A 21305-nucleotide genomic window follows, 5' to 3' on the forward strand; every position below is an offset into this window, starting at 1 on the left:
ATACCGGGCAGACGATAAGTGCGATTTTTGGAAGGATTGATGTCGATTGGTTATCAATCCGCGCATCAGCGGCGCGTGTCGCAGTACATCGTTCCGCCCCGAACCGCCGTGCCCCGTCCCCCGTACCCGGTCGCACACGTTTGCGCTCCCGTTGCGCGATCGCGCGCGTCGACTGGCGGCCATGCCGGCCTCGATTTTTTGTTAACCGTGCCGTTAACCGGGATTTGACCCGCGCCGGAGCCATTGCCGCCGCCCCCCCCCATACGAGCACGAGCATGCCCGCATTCACCTCGATCGAGAAAATTGCCGACTGGGCCGGACGCAACCATCTTGTCGTCGGGGCGTTGGGCACGCTGATGTCGCTTGCCGCGCTAGGAATCAGCGCGGCGACACTGTGGGCCGGGCGCAACGAAGTGATCGAGCACGCACATGAGACGTCGCGCAACGTCGCCGCCGTGCTGGTGAGCCAGATCGCGCGCACCGTCGAAACGTCGAACAACGCGCTGGTCGCACTCGCGACGGATCTCGGCAAGCCCGCGGTGCGGCGCATGGATGCCGGGCTGCGGCACGACCTGCTGTTCGAGCGCACCGCAGCCCAATTTGTCACCGGCATGGGCGTGACCGACAAGCGCGGCCAGTTGATCGACGGATGCTGCGGCACCACGCATCGTTGGGATTTCAGCGATCGCGACTACTTCAAGGTGCATCGCGATGCCGACAACGTCGGCCTCTACGTGTCCGAGGCCTATCGCGCACGCTCGCGCAGCGGCAAGGAATCCATCGCGCTGTCGCGGCGCATCGACCGGCCGGATCATACGTTCAACGGCATCGCGGTGGTCGCCATCGACCTCGCCTATTTCGAGCAGCTCCTGTCCGGCCTCGATGTCGGGCCGAACGGGGTCAGCGCGATCCTGCGCGCGGACGGCACGATCCTCGCGAGAAATCCGTCGTTGAACGACAACCAGATGAACAACCTGCGTCACTCGAAAGCCTTCGACCGCATGGTGAACAGCGATTCGGGCTTCTATCCCGCACGGTCGACCATCGACGGCACCCTGCGGCTGTATACGTACCAGCGGGTGCGGGGCACGCCGCTGATCGCCGTCGTCGCGCCAGCCGAGCGCGACGTGCTGGCCGGCTTTACGCGCCTGTCGTGGACGGTCGGCATCTCCGCCACCGTGATCAGCGCGCTGTTCTGCGCGGTGGTCTGGCTGCTTGCGTTTGCGCTGCGGGACAACCTTCGCAAGCAGACGCTGCTCATGGACCTCACCCGGACCGATCCGCTGACGGGCCTGTGCAACCGCCGCGCGCTCGATATCGCGCTGGCCGACGAATGGGAGCGGCTGCAGCGGGGCAGCAACGGCAGCCTGTCGATCCTGTTCATCGATGCCGACCACTTCAAGCAGTACAACGACCGGCACGGCCACGCAGAGGGCGACACGGCACTGCGCTTTCTCGCCGAATGCATCCGCACGCACACGCGGCGGCGCGGCGATCTCGCCGCGCGCTACGGCGGCGAGGAGTTCGTCGCGGTGCTGCCGGATACGGACGAAAGCGGTGCCGCGCAGGTCGCGGAGGCGATTCGCCGCGAAGTCGAACGCAACCGGCTCGACGGGTTTGCGGAAACCGTCCCGGCCTTCACCGTCAGCATCGGCTGCGCGACCGGCCATCGCGCGCGCCCCCCGTCCGTGCACGCGCTGTCGCATCAGGCGGACATGGCGCTTTACCGTGCCAAGCGCGAAGGCAGGAATCGCGTGTGTTGCGCGGAAACCGAGCAACACGCTCGCGTGGCTTGACCTGCCACGGGTCGGTTCTGCATTTTTTCGGCGGCCGGCGACCCGCAAACGATTGCCCCATGCGCCAGTCCTAAATTGTTCACGCACCGTTCCGATAATCAGGAAACCTACTCGATATCAAGGCAACAGGACTTCTCATATGAATGATCAACGATTAACGGTTCGCACGAAGCTGACCCTGGCTTTCGCGCTCCTGACGGGCATGGTTCTGCTCGTCTCCATTCTCGGCATCGTATCGCTCGGCAATGCGAACGCGGCATTCGAGAACTACGTCAACGGCACCAACACCCGCGCAACCCTCGCGGACAAGGTTCGCGTCGCGGTCGACCGGCGCGCGATCGCCGCCCGCAACCAGGTGCTGGCGAGCGCGCCGCGCGACGCGGACATCGAGAAGGAAGCGGCGCTGCAGGCCGACCGCGAAGTCGGCGCGCTGCTCGGCGAACTGACGAATGCGGTCCGCGAGGGAAGCGGCGCCTCCGACAAGTCCCGCGAACTGGTCCGGCAGATCGGCGTGGTCGAAGCGCAGTACGGCCCCGTCGCGCGCGCCATCGTCGACGCGGCGGCGAACAACCGCCGGGATCAGGCCATCACGATGATCAACGAACAGTGTCGACCGCTGCTGGCCAAGCTCGTCGCCGCCACCGACGCCTATGCGACGTACGCGCGCACGCGGGGCGCGCAACTGGTGACGGAGTCGGGCGACCGCTATGCCTCGCGACGACTGATGCTGATCGTCATGTGTATCGCGGCGGCAGCGGCGGCCGTGATCGCGGGCGTCTTCATCACCCGCGGCCTGCTGCGCTCGCTCGGCACGGAGCCGGCCGCGCTCAGCGACATCGCGGGCCGTATCGCCGCCGGCGATCTCGGCGCCGAATCCTCGAACGGTGCCGCGCCGGTCGGCAGCGTACTGGCTTCCATGCAGGACATGCAGGCGAACCTGACCCGCCTGATCTCGGAAGTCCGTACCGCCTCCGGCAACGTCGCGACCGGCGCCGGCGAAATCGCGTCCGGCAACCAGGACCTCTCCTCCCGCACGGAACAGCAAGCCGCATCGCTGCAGGAGACCGCGTCGAGCATGGAGCAGCTGACGTCTACCGTCCGCCTGAACGCCGACAATGCGCAGCAGGCGAGCGGGCTGGCCAACAACGCATCGGAGGTCGCCCAGCGCGGCAGCACGGCAGTCGGCCTGATGGTCGACACGATGACGGACATCAGCGCCAGCTCCGCCAAGATCGCCGAGATCACCGCGATCATCGAAGGGATCGCATTCCAGACCAACATCCTCGCGCTCAACGCGGCCGTGGAGGCCGCCCGCGCCGGCGAACAGGGCCGCGGCTTTGCCGTGGTGGCCAGCGAAGTGCGAAGTCTCGCGCAGCGTTCGTCGAGCGCCGCGAAGGAAATTCGCGAGCTGATTTCGCAATCGGTCCGGAAAATCCAGGACGGCTCGCATATCGCGAACAACGCGGGCGAGACGATGAACCAGGTCACGCACGCGATCGCGCGCGTGACCGACATCATGGGCGAGATCGCTGCCGCGTCGAACGAGCAGAGCCGCGGCATCGAACAGGTGAATCTGGCCATTACGCAAATGGATGAAGTCACCCAGCAGAACGCGGCCCTCGTCGAACAGGCAGCCGCCGCATCGAAGTCGCTCGAAGAACAGGGAGGCCGGCTGGCCGACGCGGTATCGCTGTTCCGGCTCGACACACGCGCGGCCGGCGCATAGCGCTCTCACCGTGCGCGCGTCCTCACTGGACGCATCAAATCCGGTGACTGACATGCTCAGCATCCGGAATTAACCAGATAGTGGGAATTCGCGCGCATTGCATTCGGCGCGAAACAAATCCGTAACGGCCGCGTAACGATCGATCACCACAATTCGCCATCTTCGACCATCAGGATGGAGTCTTGCATGTTTGCGTCACGAAGCCGTTTCCCGCTGCACGTCGCAGCCTTGTCGAGTGCGATCGTGCTGGCTGCCTGCGGTGGCGGCGACGACGTCACGTCGACCGGCACCACCGCGGCAGCCGTCCCGGCGCCGCCCGCCGACCCCGGCTTCGTCGACAGCGCACCGCTCCCGAGCGTGCCCGCTTTCGTCGACAACATCGCGACCAACCAGCGCGGCGACGCGCGCTATGCGACGCTGTCGACCAACGCCGCGGTGCGCGTGGTGAGCCGTTTCCTCGATCTCTGGCAGCCGTCGACGATGCTGGTCGACGCGGGCGTGAGTGCGCCGGCGAACGGCGCGTTTCCGGCCATCTCGCCGTCCACCTGCTCCGGATTGCCCGGCAACGGCACACCGTGCGGCACGATCCTGAACGACACCGTGCTGTCGGCCAACGTGCAGTATGTGGTCAACGCAACGACCGCGCGCACGCAGCAGCAGGCCGATGCCGCGTACTACGACGACCGGCGCGGCAAGGGGTTCAGCGTGACCGACGGCATGGGCCCGCTCACCACCGCGTGGCGCACCGCCGCCCAGCAGACGACCAGCATCACCAGCATTCCGTCCGACGCGACGACGGTGCTGTACAACGACTCGGGCAACAACGTCGGCGTCGGCAGCAGCACGAACGCGAGCTTCGGGAAGGTCGTCGACCTGCTCAACGAAATGGGCAACAACGCGTCGACCGAACCGTCGAAGCGCTTCTTCAAATATGCGCGCCCGTACCGCTGGAGCACGAGCGTGGTGGTCGCGCCGACGCTCGTGCCGGCGGAAAGCACGACGCCCGCGACCGACGGTGGCTTCATCAGCGGCCACGAGGCGGAAGCGATGCGCGATGCGACGACGATGGCGTGGCTCGTGCCGGAACGCTTCCAGGAAATGGTCAGCCGCGGCCTCGAGCTCGGCGAGAACCGGATCCTCGCCGGCATGCACTCGCCGCTCGACGTGATCGGCGGCCGCATGCTCGCGCTGGCCGTCAGTGCGGCGAACCTGACCGCGTACGCCGGTGACGCGCAGGCCGCCTACACGCAAGCCCATCAGGCGCTGCAGCAACAGACGGGAACGACCGCCACGACGTTCTCCGCATTCGCGCACTCCGGTACGGCGACGACCGACCGGTTCGCCGACTACGCGACGAACAAGGCCGCGTTCCTGCGCCGCCTGACGTTCGGCTTCGGTGCGATCGAATCGACGAATGCGCCGCCGGTCGTGCCGAAGGGTGCCGAGATCCTGCTGCAGACGCGCTTCCCGTACCTGAGCGCCGACCAGCGCCGCGTCGTGCTGAAGACCACCGAACTGCCGTCCGGCTATCCGGTCATGGACGATGCGGAAGGCTGGGGGCGCCTGAACCTGTTCGCGGCAGCCGACGGCTACGGCGCGTTCAACGGCAACGTGATCGTGTCGATGGATGCGTCGCAGGGCGGGCTCAATGCGGCCGACCTGTGGCGCAACGACGTCGCGGGCGCCGGCAAGCTGACGCTGCAAGGCAACGGCACGCTGACGCTGGCGGGCAACAACAGCTACACGGGCGGCACGCAGGTGAGCGGCGGCACGCTGGCGGCCGCGTCGGCGACGGCGTTCGGCAAAGGCGACGTGTACGTCGGCTCGGGCGGCGGCGTGAAGATCGCGGCCGGTGCACCGGTGACGATCGCGACCCGCTATACGCAACTCGACAACACGACGCTCGAACTCGACATCGACGGCAACGGCGGCGGACGCCTGCGCGTGGGCGGCCCGCTCACCGTCACGGGCGGCACGCTGCACGTGACGTTCGTGAACGGCTACACGCCGAAGGCCGGCGATACGATCGCGCTGATCGACGGCGCGGCGGCAGCCGCGAAGTTCGCGACGGTGACGGTCGACGGGTTCAAGGCAACGCCCGTTTATACGGCGACGGGCGTATCGATCACGCTGTCGGCGGCGTAACCGGCATCGGGCATCGATCCCTGCAGCGAGGCCGCCCGAGGGCGGCCTCGGCGTGAGCCCCGGCTCAGGCGAAGCGGGCGGGCGCCGCGGTGCCCCGCCTTGAAAGGCGACCTGGATTGACCGACGCACGGGCGCCTGCGCCCGTTTTCGTCCTCGCCGCATCGCGCGGCACCCTGCGTAAACCCCATCTCGTCATAAATTCAAATCCCCTATAATGGGATTTTAATAACAAAAGGCGCGTGCACACCCAAACAATCGTCTTTATAGTCCTGAATTCCGGGCTTTCTTTCATTTTCGTTGCAAGCACACCGCCCTGCGCGACGCGCTCGCTCGGTGAGCGGCAACGCGGTTTTTCTTCCGCGTCACCCGGTGTTTTTTTCTGGATATGATCGTCGGCGGGACCGGGCGGGTTGACCCGCACCTTCCGGAAGCCATCCAGGCGGATCGCGCATCGCGCGGTCGTTCTGCCCCCGCCCGGGCAGCATGAGCCGGCCTCGGCCGGCATCGATTTCGAGACGGGATGCACTAGCCTCACCATGAACCTGCACGCTGAAACACTGTGCTTCTCGGATGTGTTCCTCCATTCCCAGGCGATCGTGAACTGGTCGCAGCACTACGACCAGATCAGTCCGGGCACGGCCACGACCACGCTGCGCCAGGTTGCCGGCCAGCGCTTTCACGTCTTTCGCGAACGCATCAACCAGCGCGTGATGCAGCACGGCCTGGCGCCGCGCGACCGCCTCTGCTTCGCGCTGCCGATCGCCAGTACCGTCGCGCCGGTGGTCCAGGGGCGCACCGTCGAGCGCCCGAGCCTGCTGACCTTGCGCGGCGGCGAGGAGTTCGTCGCCCACCTGCCGTGCGACACGGAAGTGCTCGCCTTCACGATCGATCGCACGCTCACGGCCGATCGCGAACTGGACGAACTCGCGAACCTGCCCGCTCGGGTCCTGAAGCAGCCGGTGCTGCCGATCTCGCCCACGCGCTACCGCCATGCGCTGGACGGCCTCGAACGCGTGCTCTGCCAGGCACTCGACAGCGGTTCGCTCACGGCCCGCGATGGCTTCGACGAACGCGTGCTCGCGCACAGCGTCGTCGGCATCCTGCTCGACCTCGTGCAGTCCGACGATCCGGATGCCGGCGCGCTGCCGTCGGCATCGACGCAAAGCTATATCGTTCGCCGCAGCCAGGAGATCGCACTGGAAAGCGACGACGTGCCGACGGTCATCGATCTCTGTCATCACCTTCGAATCAGCCGCCGCACGTTGCAATACAGCTTCCAGAACGTCGTCGGCACCACGCCGACGGCCTACCTGCGCTCGATCCGGCTGAACGCCGTGCGGCGCTTCCTGAGGACGACGCCCGAAACGATGCGGATCGGCGACGCGGCCGCGCAATTCGGCTTTTGCCACTTCGGGCGTTTTTCCGCGTACTACCAGCAACATTTCCACGAGCTGCCGTCGCACACGCCGCGCCTGAGCTGAGCCTGCGGACGCGTCACGGCCGTGCATCCGGGTAATCCCCTGCCACCCGGCGCATGCGGATTGCCGATAGCGGACAACGCCCGCTTTTTCGGCACCGTAAATTTTGTCGTCGGCCTGTTCCGCATCGCACTGCACCGGGCGGCCGTCCAAGCGCACACCTGTGCCGTCGGCGGACGGCAGCATCCATGGCCGGTTCGTCAGGATCGGCCCGCGGCACGGGGATATTGATCAGGCATGCCGGTGTCGATTCCTGACGGACGATCCGGTCAGCGGGACTACTCATGAACGAATCGTCACCCCGGTCCGAAGCAGGGCTCAGCAAGAACGCCGTCGGACTTTCACACATCGTCTTCTTCGTCGTCGCCGCAGCCGCGCCGCTCACCGCGATGGTCGGCGCGACCCCCGCGGCGTTCTCGCTCGGCAACGGCCCCGGCGTGCCCGGCGTATTCGTGCTGGCGGGCGTCATGTACCTGATCTTCAGCATCGGCTACGCGGCGATGAGCCGGCACATCTCGAATGCGGGCGCCTTCTATGCGTACATCGCGAACGGGCTCGGGCGTCCTGCCGGCGTGGGCGGCGCGTTCGTCGCGATCGTCGCGTACAACGCCGTGCAGATCGCGATCTACTGCATGTTCGGCTTCTTCCTGAACGACAGCATCCAGCGCCACTACGGCGTCGACGTGCCGTGGTGGGCGTTCGCGCTCGCGTGCGTCGTCGCCGTCCACTTCTGCGGCGCGCGACGCATCGAGTTCAGCGGCCGGCTGCTCGGCATGCTGATGATCGGCGAGATCGCGATCGTGATGCTGCTCGATCTCGCGATCGTCGCGCACGGCGCGAGCACCGGCGGCTTCAGCGCGAAACCGTTCAGCCCCGCGATGGTGTTCGCACCGGGGCTCGGCACCGCGCTCGTGTTCGTGCTCGGCTCGTACATGGGCTTCGAGGCAACGGCCATCTTCTCCGAGGAAGCCCGCGACCCGAAACGCACGATCCCGCGCGCCACGTACCTGGCCGTGATCCTCATCATGGCGTTCTACGCGCTGTCGTCGTGGGCGATCGTCGAGGCATGGGGCGAGCCCCAGATCGCCGCGCAGGCGGCGCACGATCCGGCCAATCTCTGGTTTGCCGTCAGCGGCCGGCTGCTCGGCGGCATCGCGACGGACGCGATGAACGTGCTGCTCGTCACGAGCCTCTTCGCGGCGATCCTGTCGTTCCACAACACGATCACGCGCTATTTCTACGCGATGGGCCGTGAACGCGTGCTGTGGCGCAAGCTCGGTCACACGTGCCCCGTGCATCGCTGCCCCGACGTCGCCGGGAAAGTGCAGACGGTGATCGCGCTCGCGGCCATCGTCGGCTCCGCCGCCTTCCGCCTCGATCCGTTCGCGGTCGTGTTCTCGTGGATGAGCGCGCTGGCCACGATCGGCATCATCGCGGTGCAGATCCTCGTGGCGGCCTCGGTGATCGCGTTCTTCGCGCGCGACCACCGGGACGCCGGCCTCGTGCACCGCCTGATCGCGCCGCTCGTCAGCGTGATCGCGCTCGGCGCGTGCCTCGTGCTGGTCGTGCGCAACCTGTCCGTGCTGAGCGGATCGGATTCGACCTTCGTCGCGATGTTTCCGTATTTCCTGGTTGCCGTCGGCGCGCTCGGCGTCCGCGCCGCCTTGCGATTGAAGCGCAACGATCCCGACCTGTATCGCGAACTCGGACGCGCCACGCCGTAACCGCTCCCCCCGGCTGGTGCCGCTGGCGGCACCGGCATCGTCTCGCCCCACCCCTGACGCTGTCCCGCGATCGGCACGCGATGCATCGATGCATCGCGCCGGCACGGCCCCCGCGCGGGTATTCCCTATCGCGGTCACGCGGCAACGATTGCCGATAGCGGACAAGGCCCGCCGCTTCATCGACATACAGTGAACCCGACGTCGAAGCCGTGCCGTGACAGCCCTCACCGCCACGACCGGCGCGGCCCGACGACTCGCCCCTGTGAAACACGGACACCATGATGAAAATTCAGAACCTGATCGGCGGCCGGCATTGCGACGCATCTGCCGGCCGTACCTTCGACAAGCTGGCGCCGGCGACCGGCGACTACGTCGCCGCCGTGCCGGCGTCGACCGCCGAAGACGTCGATCGCGCCGTACGCGCCGCACACGGCGCGCTGCATGACGACGCCTGGGCACGCGCGGGCGGACCGGCCCGGGCGCGCTGGCTGCTCCGGCTCGCCGACCTGATCGAGCGCGACCGTGACGCGCTGGCCGAATGCCTGGCCGTCGAACAAGGCCGCCCGCTCGCCGAGATGCGCATGATGGACATCCCAATGAGCATCGACACGCTGCGCTACTTCGCCGGCTGGGCCGACAAGCTCGAGGGCCGCACGATTCCGACCGACGGCTTCATGGGCCGCCCGACACTCAACTACACCCGGCGTGCGCCGGTCGGCGTCGCCGCGCAGATCATCCCGTGGAACGCGCCGCTGATGATCGCCGTGTGGAAACTCGCACCGGCGCTCGCGGCCGGCTGCCCGGTGGTCATCAAGCCGTCCGAGGACACGCCGCTTGCGCTCGCCCGTCTCGGCGAACTCGTCTGCGAAGCCGGCCTGCCCGCCGGCGTCGTCAACATCGTCCACGGCGTCGGCTCGGAAGTCGGCGCCGCGCTGGTCGCGCACCCGCTCGTGAGCAAGATCAGCTTCACCGGCAGCACCGAAGTCGGCCGGACGATCGCCGCCGAAGCGGCCCGGACCTTCAAGCGCGTCACGCTCGAGCTCGGCGGCAAGGCTGCGCAGATCGTCTTCGCGGACGCCGATCTCGACCGTGCGATCCCGTCGCTGATGGCCGGCATGTTCGCGAACCAGGGCCAGACGTGCGCGGCCGGCTCGCGCGTGCTCGCACACCGCTCGATCGCACCCGCCCTCGAAGCGCGGCTCGCCGATGCCGCCCGCACCATCCACGTCGGCCCGCCGTCGGAACCCGGCGTGCAGATGGGTGCGCTGATCAACCCGCGCCACCTCGCACGCGTGCGTGCGCACGTCGAAGGGGCGCTCGCCGAAGGAGCGGTCATGCTCGCAGGCGACGAACAGGTGCCGCCGCGCGGCTGCTTCATGCGCCCGACGATTCTGGGCGGCGTGCATCCGGACATGCGGATCGCGCGCGACGAAGTGTTCGGCCCGGTCGGCATGGTCATGCCGTTCGACACCGAGGACGAAGCCGTCCGCATCGCCAACGACACGCCGTTCGGCCTGTCCGCGTCGGTCTGGACGCAGGACGTCGGCACCGCGCACCGCGTCGCCGAGCGGCTCGACGTCGGCGCGGTCGCGATCAACGCATGGAGCCCGATCGATGCGCGCCTGCCGTGGGGCGGCACCAAGCAAAGCGGGATCGGGCGCGACCTGTCGAAGGCCGCGCTCGACTCGTACCTCGAGGAAAAGATCATCAGCGCAGCCCTGTGATCCCGCGGCGCACAGCGCGCCGCATCGTGTTCAAGCACTTCGTGAGAGAAAGACCATGGACTACCAAAAGCGACAAAAGCGATTCTGGCACCCGATGAGCTCGGCAGCCGCCGGGCACACGACCCCCACCGTGATCATCGAGCGCGGCGACGGCAACTACGTGTACGACGTCGAGGGCCACCGCATGCTCGACGGCGTCGGCGGACTCTGGAACGTCAACGTCGGCCACAACCGGCCGGAAGTGAAGGCCGCGATCGCCCGCCAGATGGACGAGCTGTCGTACTACCAGACCTTCGACGGCGTCGCCCATCCGCGCGTGTACGACCTCGCCGACCGCCTGTGCGCGATGTTCGCGCAGGAGGACATGCAGCGGGTGATGTTCGGCAGCGGCGGCTCCGACGCGATCGAGACCGCGCTCAAGATGGCACGCCAGTACTGGGTCGCCGCGGGGGAACCGTCGCGCACGAAATTCCTGTCGCTGCGCAACGGCTACCACGGCGTGCACGTCGGCGGCACGTCGATCGGCGGCAACGGCGTCTACCACTACAACCACGGCCCGCTGCTGCCCGGCTGCGTGCTGCTCGACACGCCGTGGCTCTATCGCAACCCGTGGAACTGCGACGATCCGCAGCAACTCGTCGAGCATTGCATCCGGCAGCTCGAGGAAACGATCGCGTACCACGGCCCGCAGACCATCGCCGCATTCGTCGCGGAGCCGGTACAGGGCGCGGGCGGCCTGATCGTCCCGCCCGCCGACTACTGGGCGCGCGTGCGCGCCGTGTGCGACCGCAACGGCATCCTGCTGATCGCCGACGAGGTAGTCACCGGTTTCGGCCGCACCGGCAGCCTGCTCGGCAGCCGCGGATGGGGTGTCGCCGCCGATATCCTGTGCGTCGCCAAGGGCATTTCCGCCGGCTACGTGCCGCTCGGCGCGACGCTGTACAACGGGCGCATCGCGCAGGCGATCGAACAGGGCGCGGGCTTCTCGCACGTGATCATGCACGGCTATACGTACAGCGGGCATCCGCTCGCGTGCGCCGCGTCGCTCGCGGTGCTCGACATCGTCGAAGCCGAGGATCTGCCAGGCAATGCGGCACGGGTCGGCCAGCGGCTGCTCGAGCAACTGCTGCCGCTGAAGGCCGACTTCGAGACCGTCGGCGACGTCCGCGGCAAGGGGCTGATGCTGGCGCTCGATCTCGTCACCGACAAGGCCAGCCGCACGCCGCTCGATCCGGGCAAGGGGTTCGCGGCGCGCGTGGCCGATGCCGCGCGCCGGCGCGGGGTCCTGGTCCGGGCGATCGCCAACAAGGTCGTGATGTCGCCGCCGTTGACGCTGCAGCAGGGCGAGGCCGACTTCATCGCGATGACGTTGCGCGAAGCGCTGCAGGAGTGCTGCGCGGATTCGCGATCGATCGCCTGACCGCACGGACCGCCGGGCGCACGGATCTTTCGTCGAAGGTTCGTGCGCATCGCCATCCGGCCCGGGCTCGACGAAGATCGACGACCGGCGTCCCGCCGGTTGCAATTTCGCTTTCAAGGAAGACTAGCCAAATGGAACACCAGGCCATTGCATTCACGGTCGAGAAATACCCGCTCGTGCTGCGGCTGCTGCACTGGGTCAGGGCGGTCCTGATCGGCGCGCAGCTCTGGACCGGATGGACGATGGTCCGGCTCGACGACAACCTGCCGGCCAAGTTCGACTGGTACTACCCGACCCACAAGGAGTTCGGCGTGCTCACGCTGCTGGTGGTCGTGACGCAACTGGCGATCCGGTCGATGAAGCCGCTGCCGCCGCTGCCGTCGAGCCTGCCGAAGCTGGACCGCAAGCTCGCCAGGATCGCGCACACCCTGCTGTATGCGCTCGCGATCATCGTGCCGCTGATGGGCTATTCGATGTCCAGCACGTATACGCAGAGCGACGGCGTGCCGTTCTTTTTCTTCCGCGTACCCGAGCTGCTGCCGAAGAACGACCACTGGTTCGAGGCATTCCAGTGGCTGCACCGGACACTGGCCTACACGCTGCTCGTGCTCGTCGTGCTGCATATCCTCGCCGCGCTGAAACACCGGTTCTTCGACTCGAACCGCGAAAACGACGTACTCCGTCGCATGCTGTAACGCCGCTCCGACCCGTTGCCGGGATCCCGGCAACGTTCGGCACCCGGGCCGCCCGATCGTGGCGCCCGGTCCTTTTCTGCCCAACCATTTCGTTTTACTAACTATAAGCGGACCACCCGGGCGTCCGGGGCACCGGCACGCCATCGGGAACGGTATCGCATCGCCCTAGCGGCACTCACCAGGAGATCGACAATGAAGAGGATGATTGCGGTCGTTTCGACCGCCGGCGCCATGGGATTCGGCCTGACTGCCCATGCGCAGAGCACCGTGACGCTTTATGGCCTGATCGACGAAGGCGTCAATTTCACGAGCAACGCGGGCGGCAGCAAGGCTTACCAGATGGTGAGCGGCGACACCGTCGGCAGCAACTGGGGGCTGAAAGGCACGGAAGACATCGGCGGCGGGCTGAGGGCGCTCTTCCAGCTCGAGAACGGCTTCAACGCGAGCACCGGGGCGCTCGGCGTGACATCGCGGATGTTCGGCAGGCAAGCTTACGTCGGGCTCGATTCCGACCGGTTCGGCACGCTCACGCTCGGCCGCCAGTACGATCCCACGCTCGACATGTGGAGCCCGTTCACGGCCACCGGCAACTGGCTCGGCGACTTCGGCGCCCACCCGTACGACAACGACAATGCCGACTGGGACTACCGCATCCAGAACAGCGTCAAGTACGTGTCGCCCGCATACGCCGGCTTCAAGGGCGAAGTGCTCTACGGGCTCTCGAACCAGGCGGGCGGCTTCGCCCGGAACCGGGTGTACAGTGCCGCGGTGCAATATCAGATGGGCGCGTTTTCCGCCGCCGTCGCGTACCTGAGGGCCAACAACGGCGGCGCGACCGCGGCCGGTGCGTTGTCGAGCGACGATACGGTCTTCAGCGGCCGCTCGCAGCAGACCATCGATGCCGGGGCGTCGTACAAGTTCAGCGACAAGCTGACGCTGTCCGCCGCGTATTCGCACGTCGACGTGACCAACCCCGAATCGAATCTCTACTTCGCGAACCAGCCGGCGGCCGGCTCGCAGCACGCGTGGAAATTCGACAACTTCGAGGTCAACGGCCAGTACTTCTTCCGGCCGGACGTCTGGCTCGGCGCGGCGTATACCTACACGCATGCCCATGTCACGACGGCGGCGGGCGACGGATCGCCGAGCTGGCACCAGCTGTCGATGATGCTCGACTACGACCTCAGCAAGCGGACCTCGACGTACATCCAGGGCGCATACCAGCATGCCACCGGCCACACCGGCACCGATTTCGACTACGCGCACGTGCTCGGCACCGCCGGACAGTCGTCGGGCCGCAATCAGTTGGCCTTGCGCATCGGGATGATGCATCGGTTCTGAACCCGGCGGTTGATGCACGGGCTCGCGTATCAGGTACGCGGCAGCCCGTGCTGTCCCGTGCCGTCAGAACTGATGCCGCAAGCCGACGCGCACCGCGGTCTGCGTCGAGCCGGCCGCCGCGCCGCCGAGCGCGGCCTCGACCTGGGCACCGTAAGCGCTGTCGTGCCCGCGGGCGAGCACCGCGTACAGGCCGGTACGCTTCGACAGCGAATAATCGGCACTCAGCGTGACTTGATTGGCCGAGCCGACGTCGCCGCCGCGCTGCTGGAACTGGAAGCCGCCGCCCAGCTGCAACGACGGCGTGACCGACCAGGTCAGCCCGGCGTCGTAGGTGGTTGCCCGCAACGGCGCGGCAGCGCCGATCCGCACGTCCGACACCATGCCGAAGACGCGAAACCGGTCGAAGTTGTAGCCGGCCCCGCCCGAGAAGTTGCGCAGATTGCCGCCGGCGGTCACGTCGTGCTGGCCGAAATACGCGAGCGCGGCGCTGAACGCGCCCTGCGTGTAGGACAGCATCGCGCTCTGCACGCTGCTGCGCGCGACCGAGCCGGGCACGTTGCCGAAGCCCCACATGCCGCCGAACGCGATACCGCCGAACGTCGGACTCACGTACTTCACCGCGTTGTTCACCTGAACGCCCCACACGCGGTTGTCGAGCGCGCCGCCTGCCGACGCATTCGCCGGCAACCCCCACGCGAGCAGGCCGGCCGGCGTGTTCGCGCCCACCGCGAAGGACGGCATGAGATCGCCGACGAAATCGAACTGACGCCCGAGCGTCACGGTGCCCCAGTCGCCGCCGAGCCCGACGTACGCTTGCGAACTGAATGCGGAGCCCGGCACGGTCAGCGTGCCGTCCGACGTCTGGAACTGGCTTTCGAGCCGGAACACGGCAAAGTTGGCGCCGCCGAGCGCCTCCCTGCCCGTCAGGCCCCACACGTCGTTGCGCGACACGCCCGCCTGCAACGCGAGCTGGCGCCCGCCATGCGGGGCAGCCGCCACGTTGCTCGTATAGGTCACGCCCGTGTCCAGCGAACCGTAGAGCGTCACGCTCGATTGGGCGAACGTCGGTGCAGCGGCACCGCAACCGCACAACGCCACCATCCGGAACCACGCTTTCATCTTCTTCTCCTCATTGAATTTTCCCGATCGATGCGCGCGTGAACCGGCGGCACGGCGACGACATCGATTCGTCATGCTTTTCCCGATTAAAATAGGAATCCCAATCAATAGGCGGCGCAGCGATCCGCTGCACCGCGGCCGGCCCGCTTCCCGAACTTTCGCCGGCACGGTTCCGCTTACCGCCTGCGCGACTTAAGTTAGACTACGACCCTGTCGCCCGCGGTGCCGCACGCCGTGCCGCAGCCCGGCCGCGCCAGCCGCGTTCGTCCTTCCCGTTTCATTGCCGCAAGCCGCCTGAACCCCGGATCACGTCATGTCGAGCCTCACCAAAATGCTGTCCATCCTCGACGTCTTCTCGTCGTCCGCGACGTCGATGACCGCCGAGGAGATCGCCGAACACATGGGCTTTTCGCGGACCACGTGCTACCGCTACGTGAAGGAACTGGCGTCCGTCGGCCTGCTCGTCGGCAGCAACGGCCGCTATACGCTGGGCCCGCGCATCATCCATCTCGACTACAACATGCGGCAGTCGGACCCGACGCTCACCGCCGCGAAGCCCGTCATCCAGAAGCTGGTCCAGGTCACCGGCGGCGATGCGCTCGTGTCGACGCTGTTCGACGAGCAGATCATCAACGTCATGCACGAAACCGGCGCGGAGAACCTGCAGCTGGGATTCGGCCGCGGCCGCATCATGCCGCTGTTCCTGGGTGCGTCGTCGAAAGTGATCGTGGCCGCGATGTCGCGTGCACGCCTGAAGCGCCTGCACGAACGACACAACGACGAGCTCGGCGAGTTCGCGGCCGACTGGACGCAGTTCTGGCGCGCCTGCCAGCAGATCACCGACGCGGGATACTGGATCTCGCGCGGCGAACTCGACGCAGGGTTCGTCGGCATCGCCGCGCCGATCCGCACCGCCAGCAGCGGCGAGATCAACAGCAGCCTGTCGCTCGTCTTTCGCGCCGAACACTTCGCGCTGTTCGACGAGCACGTGCTCGGCAAGCTCCTGATCGACGCCACCGCCCAGATCGGCGCCGCCACCTGACGATTCGCGCGCCGTCGCATCCGACGCCACGCGTGAACGTCGACATGCACACGGTCAGTTCATCTGCGTGATGAATTTGGTGACCAGGTAACCGTCGAACGTCTCCGTTCCTCCCTCGCTGCCGAAGCCGCTGTCCTTCACGCCGCCGAACGGGATCTCCGCCGGCCCCATCCCGAAGTGATTGATGTTGACCATGCCGGCTTCGAGCGCGCGGCTGATCCGGTGCGCGTTGCGCGCCGATTCGGTGAACGCATACGACGCGAGGCCGAACGGCAAACGGTTGGCCTCGGCGAGCGCATCGTCGAGCGCGTCGAACGGCACGATCCCGACGATCGGACCGAACGGCTCCTCGTTCATCAGGCGCGTGTCGCGCGACGGGCCGAGCACGACCGTCGGCGCGAAATAGTGCCCCGGCCCCGGCAGGACCGTGCCGCCCGCGGCAATCTCCGCCCCTTTCGCCCTGGCGTTGGCAACGAATGCGTCGATCTCGGATACGCGTCGCGCATGCGCGAGCGGGCCCATCGTGGTCGCGTCTTCCAGCCCGTAGCCGACGCGAATCCTGCCGACCGCGTCGAGATACGCGGCGGCGAACCGTTCGAACACCGGGCGTTGCACGAAAAACCGGGTCGGCGACACGCAGACCTGCCCGGCATTGCGAAACTTGTACGCGGCCAGCATCGTCGCGGCGCGCTCGATGTCCGCATCCGCGCAGACGAGCACCGGCGCATGCCCGCCCAGCTCCATGGTCATGCGCTTCATGTGCGACGCGGCGAGCGCGGCCAGTTGCTTGCCGACCGGCACCGAGCCGGTGAACGAAATCTTGCGCACCAGCGGCGATTCGATCAGTTGCTTCGACACGTCGCCCGGTGCGCCCCAGACGATGTTCAGGCACCCCGCGGGCAATCCGGCATCGTGGAAGATGCGCGCGAGCGCGACGATCGCGCTCGGCGATTCCTCGGGCCCTTTCAGGACCAGCGTGCACCCGGACGCGAGCGCGGCCGCGATCTTGTGCATGGCCTGGCTGAACGGGAAATTCCACGGCGAAAACGCCGCGCACACGCCGATCGGTTCCCGCAATACGGTCTGCGCGACGTCGGGCGAACGCGACGGTACGACGCGGCCGTAGGTGCGGCGCCCCTCCTCCGCATGCCATTCGAGCTGCTCGGCGGACGTCACGACCTCGGCGATTGCCTCGCGCAGCGGCTTGCCCTGGTCCATCGTGATGTGACGGCCGATCGTGTCGGCCCGCTCGCGCACGAGCGCGGCGGCGCGGCGCAGGATGTCGGAGCGCACGAGCGGCGACTCGCGCCGCCACGCCGCGAATGCGCGATGCGCGGCGTGCACCGCGGCGTCGATATCGTCCGCTGTCGCATGCGGCAATTCGCCGAGCACGCGGCCGGTTCCCGGATCGAGAACGGGCTGCGTGCGCCGGCCGTCGGCCTGCAGGAACCGGCCATCGACATACAGATGGAGCGGCGCGTAATCGTGGGGCGCATCAGGCGTCATGTGCGACGTCAGCGGTGTAAACGGAATCAAGACGGATACCTCGGTAGAGACTGCACGATGGGCGCGGACGGTGCGACGATCGCATCACGCGTCCTGGCTCGGCGCACGCAACAGGCCGCCGATTTCCTGCCGGAGAATCTGGTTTTCCTGCCTGACGAGCAGATGCCGGACCTTGCCGCGAAACGTCCTGAACTCGGGATCGGCCATCAGCACGGCACGCCGCCGCGCACGATCGTCCAGCGAATCGAACGCCCACAGATAGACGAGCTGGTTCAGCGGCCCGACTTCCGTCGCAAAACAGCCGACCATCGTGCCGAGTGCCTGCTCCTGCGCCGTGCGCCCGCCTTCCGCGTACAGCCGCAGATATTCGGCAACGCCGCCCGGCACCAGCGTGTAGGTGCGTTGCTCAACAAACATGGGCTTCCTCCTGTTGTCGCGGCGCGAACGCCTGAAAGGCCGCGGTCACGCCGGCCATTCCCACGGCATCCGTCTGCGCGGCCACGTAGCGATCGGGGCGCACCACCACGAGCGGGCCCGCATGCCGGTCGAACCAGTCGGCCAGTGCGTTGTCGACGTCTTCGACGCACGTGCTGCCGTGGCCGCTGGCCAACCGCCCCGCGCGACCGGTGCCGCTGCGCGAACGATTGACCTGAACGAACGTCGCGCCCAGCGCCGCCCAGTACGCGCGGTCGTCGTCGCTCAGGCAGGCCTGCGGATCGCATTGCCAGCCGACGATCGAGAACCACGGGCCCAGCACGTCGTCGAGCTTGCGGCGCACACCGTCGGCCGTCTCGACGTCGGGCTGCGCGATCATCCTGCCGACCGCGGTGTCCGGCGCCTCCGGCAGCACGACGCCCCGTGTATAGCTCGGCATCGGCTTGAAACGCATCTGCAGGATGTAGTCCTTCAGGCCCGGTGCAAACCGCGCGAGCCCGAGAAAGCGATCGCGCAGGAAGGCGACGATCCGGCTGGTCGGCATCAGCATCGCGCCGAACGTGTCCGCCAGGTCGATCATCGCCTTCGCGTGATCGCGCCGCTCCGATTCGTACGTGTGGATCACGCCGGGATGCAACGCGCCGTTGACGACGCCCGCCAGTTTCCACGCGAGATTGCCCACGTCGCGCAACCCCGCGTTCAGGCCCTGGCCGATCCACGGCGGCGTCAGGTGCGCCGCATCGCCGATGAGCGCCACGCGGCCCACGACGAACCTTTCGGCCACGCGCGAATGGTGCGTGTAGGTCCTGGCGCGCACGATCTCGAGGCGGTCGACATCGTCGACGTACGGTGCGATCAGCGCGCGGATCGATTCCGGTTGCGCGATCGCCTCTTCGTCCTCGTGCGGGAACACGAGAAACTCCCAGCGCCGGAAATTGAACGGCAGGTAGATGCAGACGTTCGGGCGGCGCGGGTCGCAGTTCAGCGCGGTGCACGGCTGGTCGAGCCCGGCGTTCTTCACGTCGACCACGACCCACTTCATCGGATGGGTGGTGCCGGCCAGCTTGACGCCCAGCCACTCGCGCATCGGGCTGCGGCCGCCGTCGGCCGCCACCACGTAGTCGGCCTCGAGCGCGTAGTGCTGCCCGTCGGCGCGGCGCACCTGCAGCGTGACGCGTTCGTCGTCCTGGTCGAGGCCGACCACTTCGTCGCCGGTCCGCAACGACACGTGCGGATAGCGTGCCAGCCCGTCGCGCAGCGTCCGCTCGGCCAGTTGCTGCATGAAGATGTTGCGCCGCCACCAGCCGAATTCGCGGATCGACGGGCGGATGTCGGCAAAGCATTCGCCGTTCGCCTTGAACATCCGCAGCGGCACGTTCTGGATGATGTCGCGGCTCAGTTCGTCGGCGAGGCCCGCGGTCTGGAACAGCCGCAGCGCCTCGTCGTCGATGCCGACCGCGCGCGGAAACTCGACGATCTGCGGCGCCTTCTCGAGGATCACCGTCTCGATGCCATAGAGACCGAGCAGGTTCGCCATCGCCGCGCCGTTCGGCCCCGCGCCGACGATCGCGACCGACGTCCGGTTCGCATGGTTCAGGTTCATGCGTCAGACTCCCGCCCGCCACGCCGGATCGTCCAGACGATCGAGCCACGGTCGCAATGCGTGATTGAATGCCGCCGGCTGGTCGTCATGGACGTAATGCGTCGCACCGGGAATGTCGATCCGCTCGATTCCCGCGTTGGCGGCCGCCATTTCGGCTGCCACGTCCGCGGACAGGAAGTCCGATTCGCCGCCGCGCAACAACAGGGTCGGCACGTGCAGGTTGAGGATCAGCGGCCACAGGTGGACGAGCTGCGCCGGCGTGGCGGCCAGCCGCGCCGCCGCAATCCCGTCGGCGTCGTGACGCCATGCGATCCGCCCCGGTTCGTCCTCCTTCAGCGAGTGCACGACGCGCGAATCGAGCGCGGATTCCGTGATGTTCGGCCGCTGGCGCCGCCAGAACGCGCGCGCCTCGTCCCACGACGCAAACGCGGCGGGCGTCTCCTTCAGCTCGCGCTTGATGCGCTCCGAACCCTGCGAACCGGCCGACGCGCCCGGCCCCATGTCCTCGATCACGAGACCGGCGAGCCGCTCCGGCTGCGCCGCGGCATAGACGAACGCATTGGCGCCGCCCATCGAATGCCCGACCAGCACGAACCGTTGCAGGTCGAGCGCGCGCACCAACGCGTCGAGATCGCGCACGTAGGCCGCCGCGTAATAGTCCCGCTGCGGATCCCAGTCGCTGCGTCCGCGGCCGCGCTGATCGAGCGCGACGACGCGGTAGCGATCGACCAGCGCATCGGCGACGGGCTCCCACGTATGCGCGTAGCTGCGCAAGCCGTGCAGCATCACCACCGCCGGTGCATCGTCGCGCCCCCAGCTCACGTAGTGCAGCCGCAGCCCGTCGCTGTCGACCCACCCCTCGTTGACGGATGCCGTATTCATCCTCTCCTCCCCGGCCGGCATCCGCGATCAGACCAGGCCGTCGCGGCCGACGATCTCGCTCGCCTTCAACCCGCCGAGGCGAGCATGCAGGCGGCCGCGCGTCGCGAACGCGAAGATCACCAGCACTTCGTCGTCGTTGGGCGCATCGGGGAACAGGCACGTCACCGTGTCGTAGTGCGAGCGCACGTAGAGCGCATCCTTGTGCGCGAGCGGCACGTCGATCACCGTGTTGACCGGGCCGCGCTTGCCGCTCGACGGCACCCACGACTTGCCGCCGCCCAGCGCCGCACGGATCGGCTCCGCGAAGATCGACGTCAGGAACGCGTTACCGTGTTCATACTCGCCGGCCGAGCCGACCAGGCAGGCCTTGCCGTAGCTCTCGATCGCACGGCCCGCGGCGAGCGACTCGATGCGCCGCGCGAACTCCTTGCCGAGCGCGGGCGACGGGCGCACGAGGTCGTCGAGGTTCTCGCTGAAGCGCCCCGCATACGGGTTGTGAACGGCCGCGGCGATCACGATCTTGCGCAGCGGCTCGCCGTCCGCGAGCTGGCCGGATTCGTTCGCGAGCGAATCCTCGATCTGCGTGTACCACTTGCGGATATGAAAACCTTCGAAATTGGCGATCTTGCTCATCAGGAATCCTCTATTAAGTGTCGGTCATGCGGAAAT

At 67.5% G+C, this 21305-nt stretch carries 16 protein-coding genes; 10 read left to right on the plus strand and 6 right to left on the minus strand.

Annotated features, from left to right (window positions below):
- The first annotated feature begins 275 nt into the window (after positions 1-275).
- The 9 genes from BDI24065_RS14265 (at position 276) to BDI24065_RS14305 (ending at position 14049) form a co-directional block, all read left to right on the plus strand.
- The gene (locus tag BDI24065_RS14265; protein WP_175031814.1) at positions 276-1796 is read left to right on the plus strand and encodes a sensor domain-containing diguanylate cyclase; all 1521 of its coding nucleotides are present in this window, start codon (positions 276-278) and stop codon (positions 1794-1796) included.
- Between the two features lie 139 nt (positions 1797-1935).
- A complete protein-coding gene (locus BDI24065_RS14270) occupies positions 1936-3522 on the plus strand; it encodes a methyl-accepting chemotaxis protein (RefSeq protein ID WP_175031815.1) in 1587 nt (528 codons plus the stop codon).
- Positions 3523-3708: 186 nt separating this feature from the next.
- Entirely contained in the window at positions 3709-5667 is a 1959-nt protein-coding gene (locus BDI24065_RS14275; RefSeq protein ID WP_175031816.1) for a phosphatase PAP2 family protein, read from the plus strand.
- Positions 5668-6203: 536 nt separating this feature from the next.
- On the plus strand, positions 6204-7148 hold the full coding sequence (locus BDI24065_RS14280) for a helix-turn-helix domain-containing protein (protein ID WP_175031817.1): 945 nt from the start codon (positions 6204-6206) through the stop codon (positions 7146-7148).
- Between the two features lie 281 nt (positions 7149-7429).
- Positions 7430-8869 carry an APC family permease gene (locus BDI24065_RS14285; RefSeq protein ID WP_175031818.1) on the plus strand — a complete coding sequence of 480 codons (1440 nt, stop codon included), beginning with the start codon at positions 7430-7432 and terminating at the stop codon, positions 8867-8869.
- A 278-nt stretch (positions 8870-9147) separates the two neighbouring features.
- Entirely contained in the window at positions 9148-10593 is a 1446-nt protein-coding gene (locus BDI24065_RS14290; protein ID WP_175031819.1) for an aldehyde dehydrogenase family protein, read from the plus strand.
- A 55-nt stretch (positions 10594-10648) separates the two neighbouring features.
- The gene (locus tag BDI24065_RS14295) at positions 10649-12013 is read left to right on the plus strand and encodes an aspartate aminotransferase family protein (RefSeq protein ID WP_175031820.1); all 1365 of its coding nucleotides are present in this window, start codon (positions 10649-10651) and stop codon (positions 12011-12013) included.
- Between the two features lie 131 nt (positions 12014-12144).
- On the plus strand, positions 12145-12708 hold the full coding sequence (locus BDI24065_RS14300) for a cytochrome b (protein WP_175031821.1): 564 nt from the start codon (positions 12145-12147) through the stop codon (positions 12706-12708).
- 192 nt (positions 12709-12900) lie between these two features.
- The gene (locus tag BDI24065_RS14305; RefSeq protein WP_175031822.1) at positions 12901-14049 is read left to right on the plus strand and encodes a porin; all 1149 of its coding nucleotides are present in this window, start codon (positions 12901-12903) and stop codon (positions 14047-14049) included.
- A 63-nt stretch (positions 14050-14112) separates the two neighbouring features.
- Here BDI24065_RS14305 and BDI24065_RS14310 read toward each other — a convergent pair whose 3' ends face one another.
- On the minus strand, positions 14113-15168 hold the full coding sequence (locus tag BDI24065_RS14310) for a porin (RefSeq protein WP_175031823.1): 1056 nt from the start codon (positions 15166-15168) through the stop codon (positions 14113-14115).
- A 313-nt stretch (positions 15169-15481) separates the two neighbouring features.
- Between BDI24065_RS14310 and BDI24065_RS14315 the strand changes: the two genes are divergently transcribed.
- Complete coding sequence (locus BDI24065_RS14315) at positions 15482-16210, plus strand: IclR family transcriptional regulator (protein WP_175031824.1); 729 nt, start codon at positions 15482-15484, stop codon at positions 16208-16210.
- A 54-nt stretch (positions 16211-16264) separates the two neighbouring features.
- Here the strand turns inward: BDI24065_RS14315 and BDI24065_RS14320 are convergent, their stop codons facing one another.
- The 5 genes from BDI24065_RS14320 to BDI24065_RS14340 all read right to left on the minus strand — a co-directional run bounded on the left by BDI24065_RS14320 (position 16265) and on the right by BDI24065_RS14340 (position 21269).
- Positions 16265-17716 (minus strand): NAD-dependent succinate-semialdehyde dehydrogenase, encoded by a 1452-nt coding sequence (locus BDI24065_RS14320; protein ID WP_175031919.1) that lies wholly within the window; start codon positions 17714-17716, stop codon positions 16265-16267.
- 84 nt (positions 17717-17800) lie between these two features.
- Entirely contained in the window at positions 17801-18133 is a 333-nt protein-coding gene (locus tag BDI24065_RS14325; RefSeq protein ID WP_175031825.1) for an NIPSNAP family protein, read from the minus strand.
- Complete coding sequence (locus tag BDI24065_RS14330; protein WP_175031826.1) at positions 18123-19754, minus strand: bifunctional 3-(3-hydroxy-phenyl)propionate/3-hydroxycinnamic acid hydroxylase; 1632 nt, start codon at positions 19752-19754, stop codon at positions 18123-18125. The genes BDI24065_RS14325 and BDI24065_RS14330 overlap by 11 nt, the downstream gene beginning before the upstream one ends.
- A 3-nt stretch (positions 19755-19757) precedes the next feature.
- Complete coding sequence (locus BDI24065_RS14335; protein ID WP_175031827.1) at positions 19758-20636, minus strand: alpha/beta fold hydrolase; 879 nt, start codon at positions 20634-20636, stop codon at positions 19758-19760.
- Between the two features lie 27 nt (positions 20637-20663).
- Positions 20664-21269: an amino acid synthesis family protein gene (locus BDI24065_RS14340; protein ID WP_124497069.1), complete on the minus strand. Its 606-nt coding sequence runs from the start codon at positions 21267-21269 to the stop codon at positions 20664-20666.
- Positions 21270-21305 lie beyond the last annotated feature (36 nt).

Source organism: Burkholderia lata, assembly GCF_902499025.1.
GTDB classification, from domain to species: Bacteria; Pseudomonadota; Gammaproteobacteria; order Burkholderiales; family Burkholderiaceae; genus Burkholderia; species Burkholderia lata_C.

What these genes read in the sequence shown, in the direction of transcription:
- BDI24065_RS14300 (WP_175031821.1), top strand. Translation starts at nt 12,145, where the DNA reads ATGGAACACCAGGCCATTGCATTCACGGTCGAGAAATACCCGCTCGTG.
- BDI24065_RS14295 (WP_175031820.1), top strand. Translation starts at nt 10,649, where the DNA reads ATGGACTACCAAAAGCGACAAAAGCGATTCTGGCACCCGATGAGCTCG.
- BDI24065_RS14270 (WP_175031815.1), top strand. Translation starts at nt 1,936, where the DNA reads ATGAATGATCAACGATTAACGGTTCGCACGAAGCTGACCCTGGCTTTC.
- BDI24065_RS14305 (WP_175031822.1), top strand. Translation starts at nt 12,901, where the DNA reads ATGAAGAGGATGATTGCGGTCGTTTCGACCGCCGGCGCCATGGGATTC.
- BDI24065_RS14265 (WP_175031814.1), top strand. Translation starts at nt 276, where the DNA reads ATGCCCGCATTCACCTCGATCGAGAAAATTGCCGACTGGGCCGGACGC.
- BDI24065_RS14285 (WP_175031818.1), top strand. Translation starts at nt 7,430, where the DNA reads ATGAACGAATCGTCACCCCGGTCCGAAGCAGGGCTCAGCAAGAACGCC.
- BDI24065_RS14280 (WP_175031817.1), top strand. Translation starts at nt 6,204, where the DNA reads ATGAACCTGCACGCTGAAACACTGTGCTTCTCGGATGTGTTCCTCCAT.
- BDI24065_RS14315 (WP_175031824.1), top strand. Translation starts at nt 15,482, where the DNA reads ATGTCGAGCCTCACCAAAATGCTGTCCATCCTCGACGTCTTCTCGTCG.
- BDI24065_RS14290 (WP_175031819.1), top strand. Translation starts at nt 9,148, where the DNA reads ATGATGAAAATTCAGAACCTGATCGGCGGCCGGCATTGCGACGCATCT.
- BDI24065_RS14310 (WP_175031823.1), bottom strand. Translation starts at nt 15,168, where the DNA reads ATGAAAGCGTGGTTCCGGATGGTGGCGTTGTGCGGTTGCGGTGCCGCT.
- BDI24065_RS14320 (WP_175031919.1), bottom strand. Translation starts at nt 17,716, where the DNA reads ATGACGCCTGATGCGCCCCACGATTACGCGCCGCTCCATCTGTATGTC.
- BDI24065_RS14330 (WP_175031826.1), bottom strand. Translation starts at nt 19,754, where the DNA reads ATGAACCTGAACCATGCGAACCGGACGTCGGTCGCGATCGTCGGCGCG.
- BDI24065_RS14340 (WP_124497069.1), bottom strand. Translation starts at nt 21,269, where the DNA reads ATGAGCAAGATCGCCAATTTCGAAGGTTTTCATATCCGCAAGTGGTAC.
- BDI24065_RS14275 (WP_175031816.1), top strand. Translation starts at nt 3,709, where the DNA reads ATGTTTGCGTCACGAAGCCGTTTCCCGCTGCACGTCGCAGCCTTGTCG.
- BDI24065_RS14335 (WP_175031827.1), bottom strand. Translation starts at nt 20,636, where the DNA reads ATGAATACGGCATCCGTCAACGAGGGGTGGGTCGACAGCGACGGGCTG.
- BDI24065_RS14325 (WP_175031825.1), bottom strand. Translation starts at nt 18,133, where the DNA reads ATGTTTGTTGAGCAACGCACCTACACGCTGGTGCCGGGCGGCGTTGCC.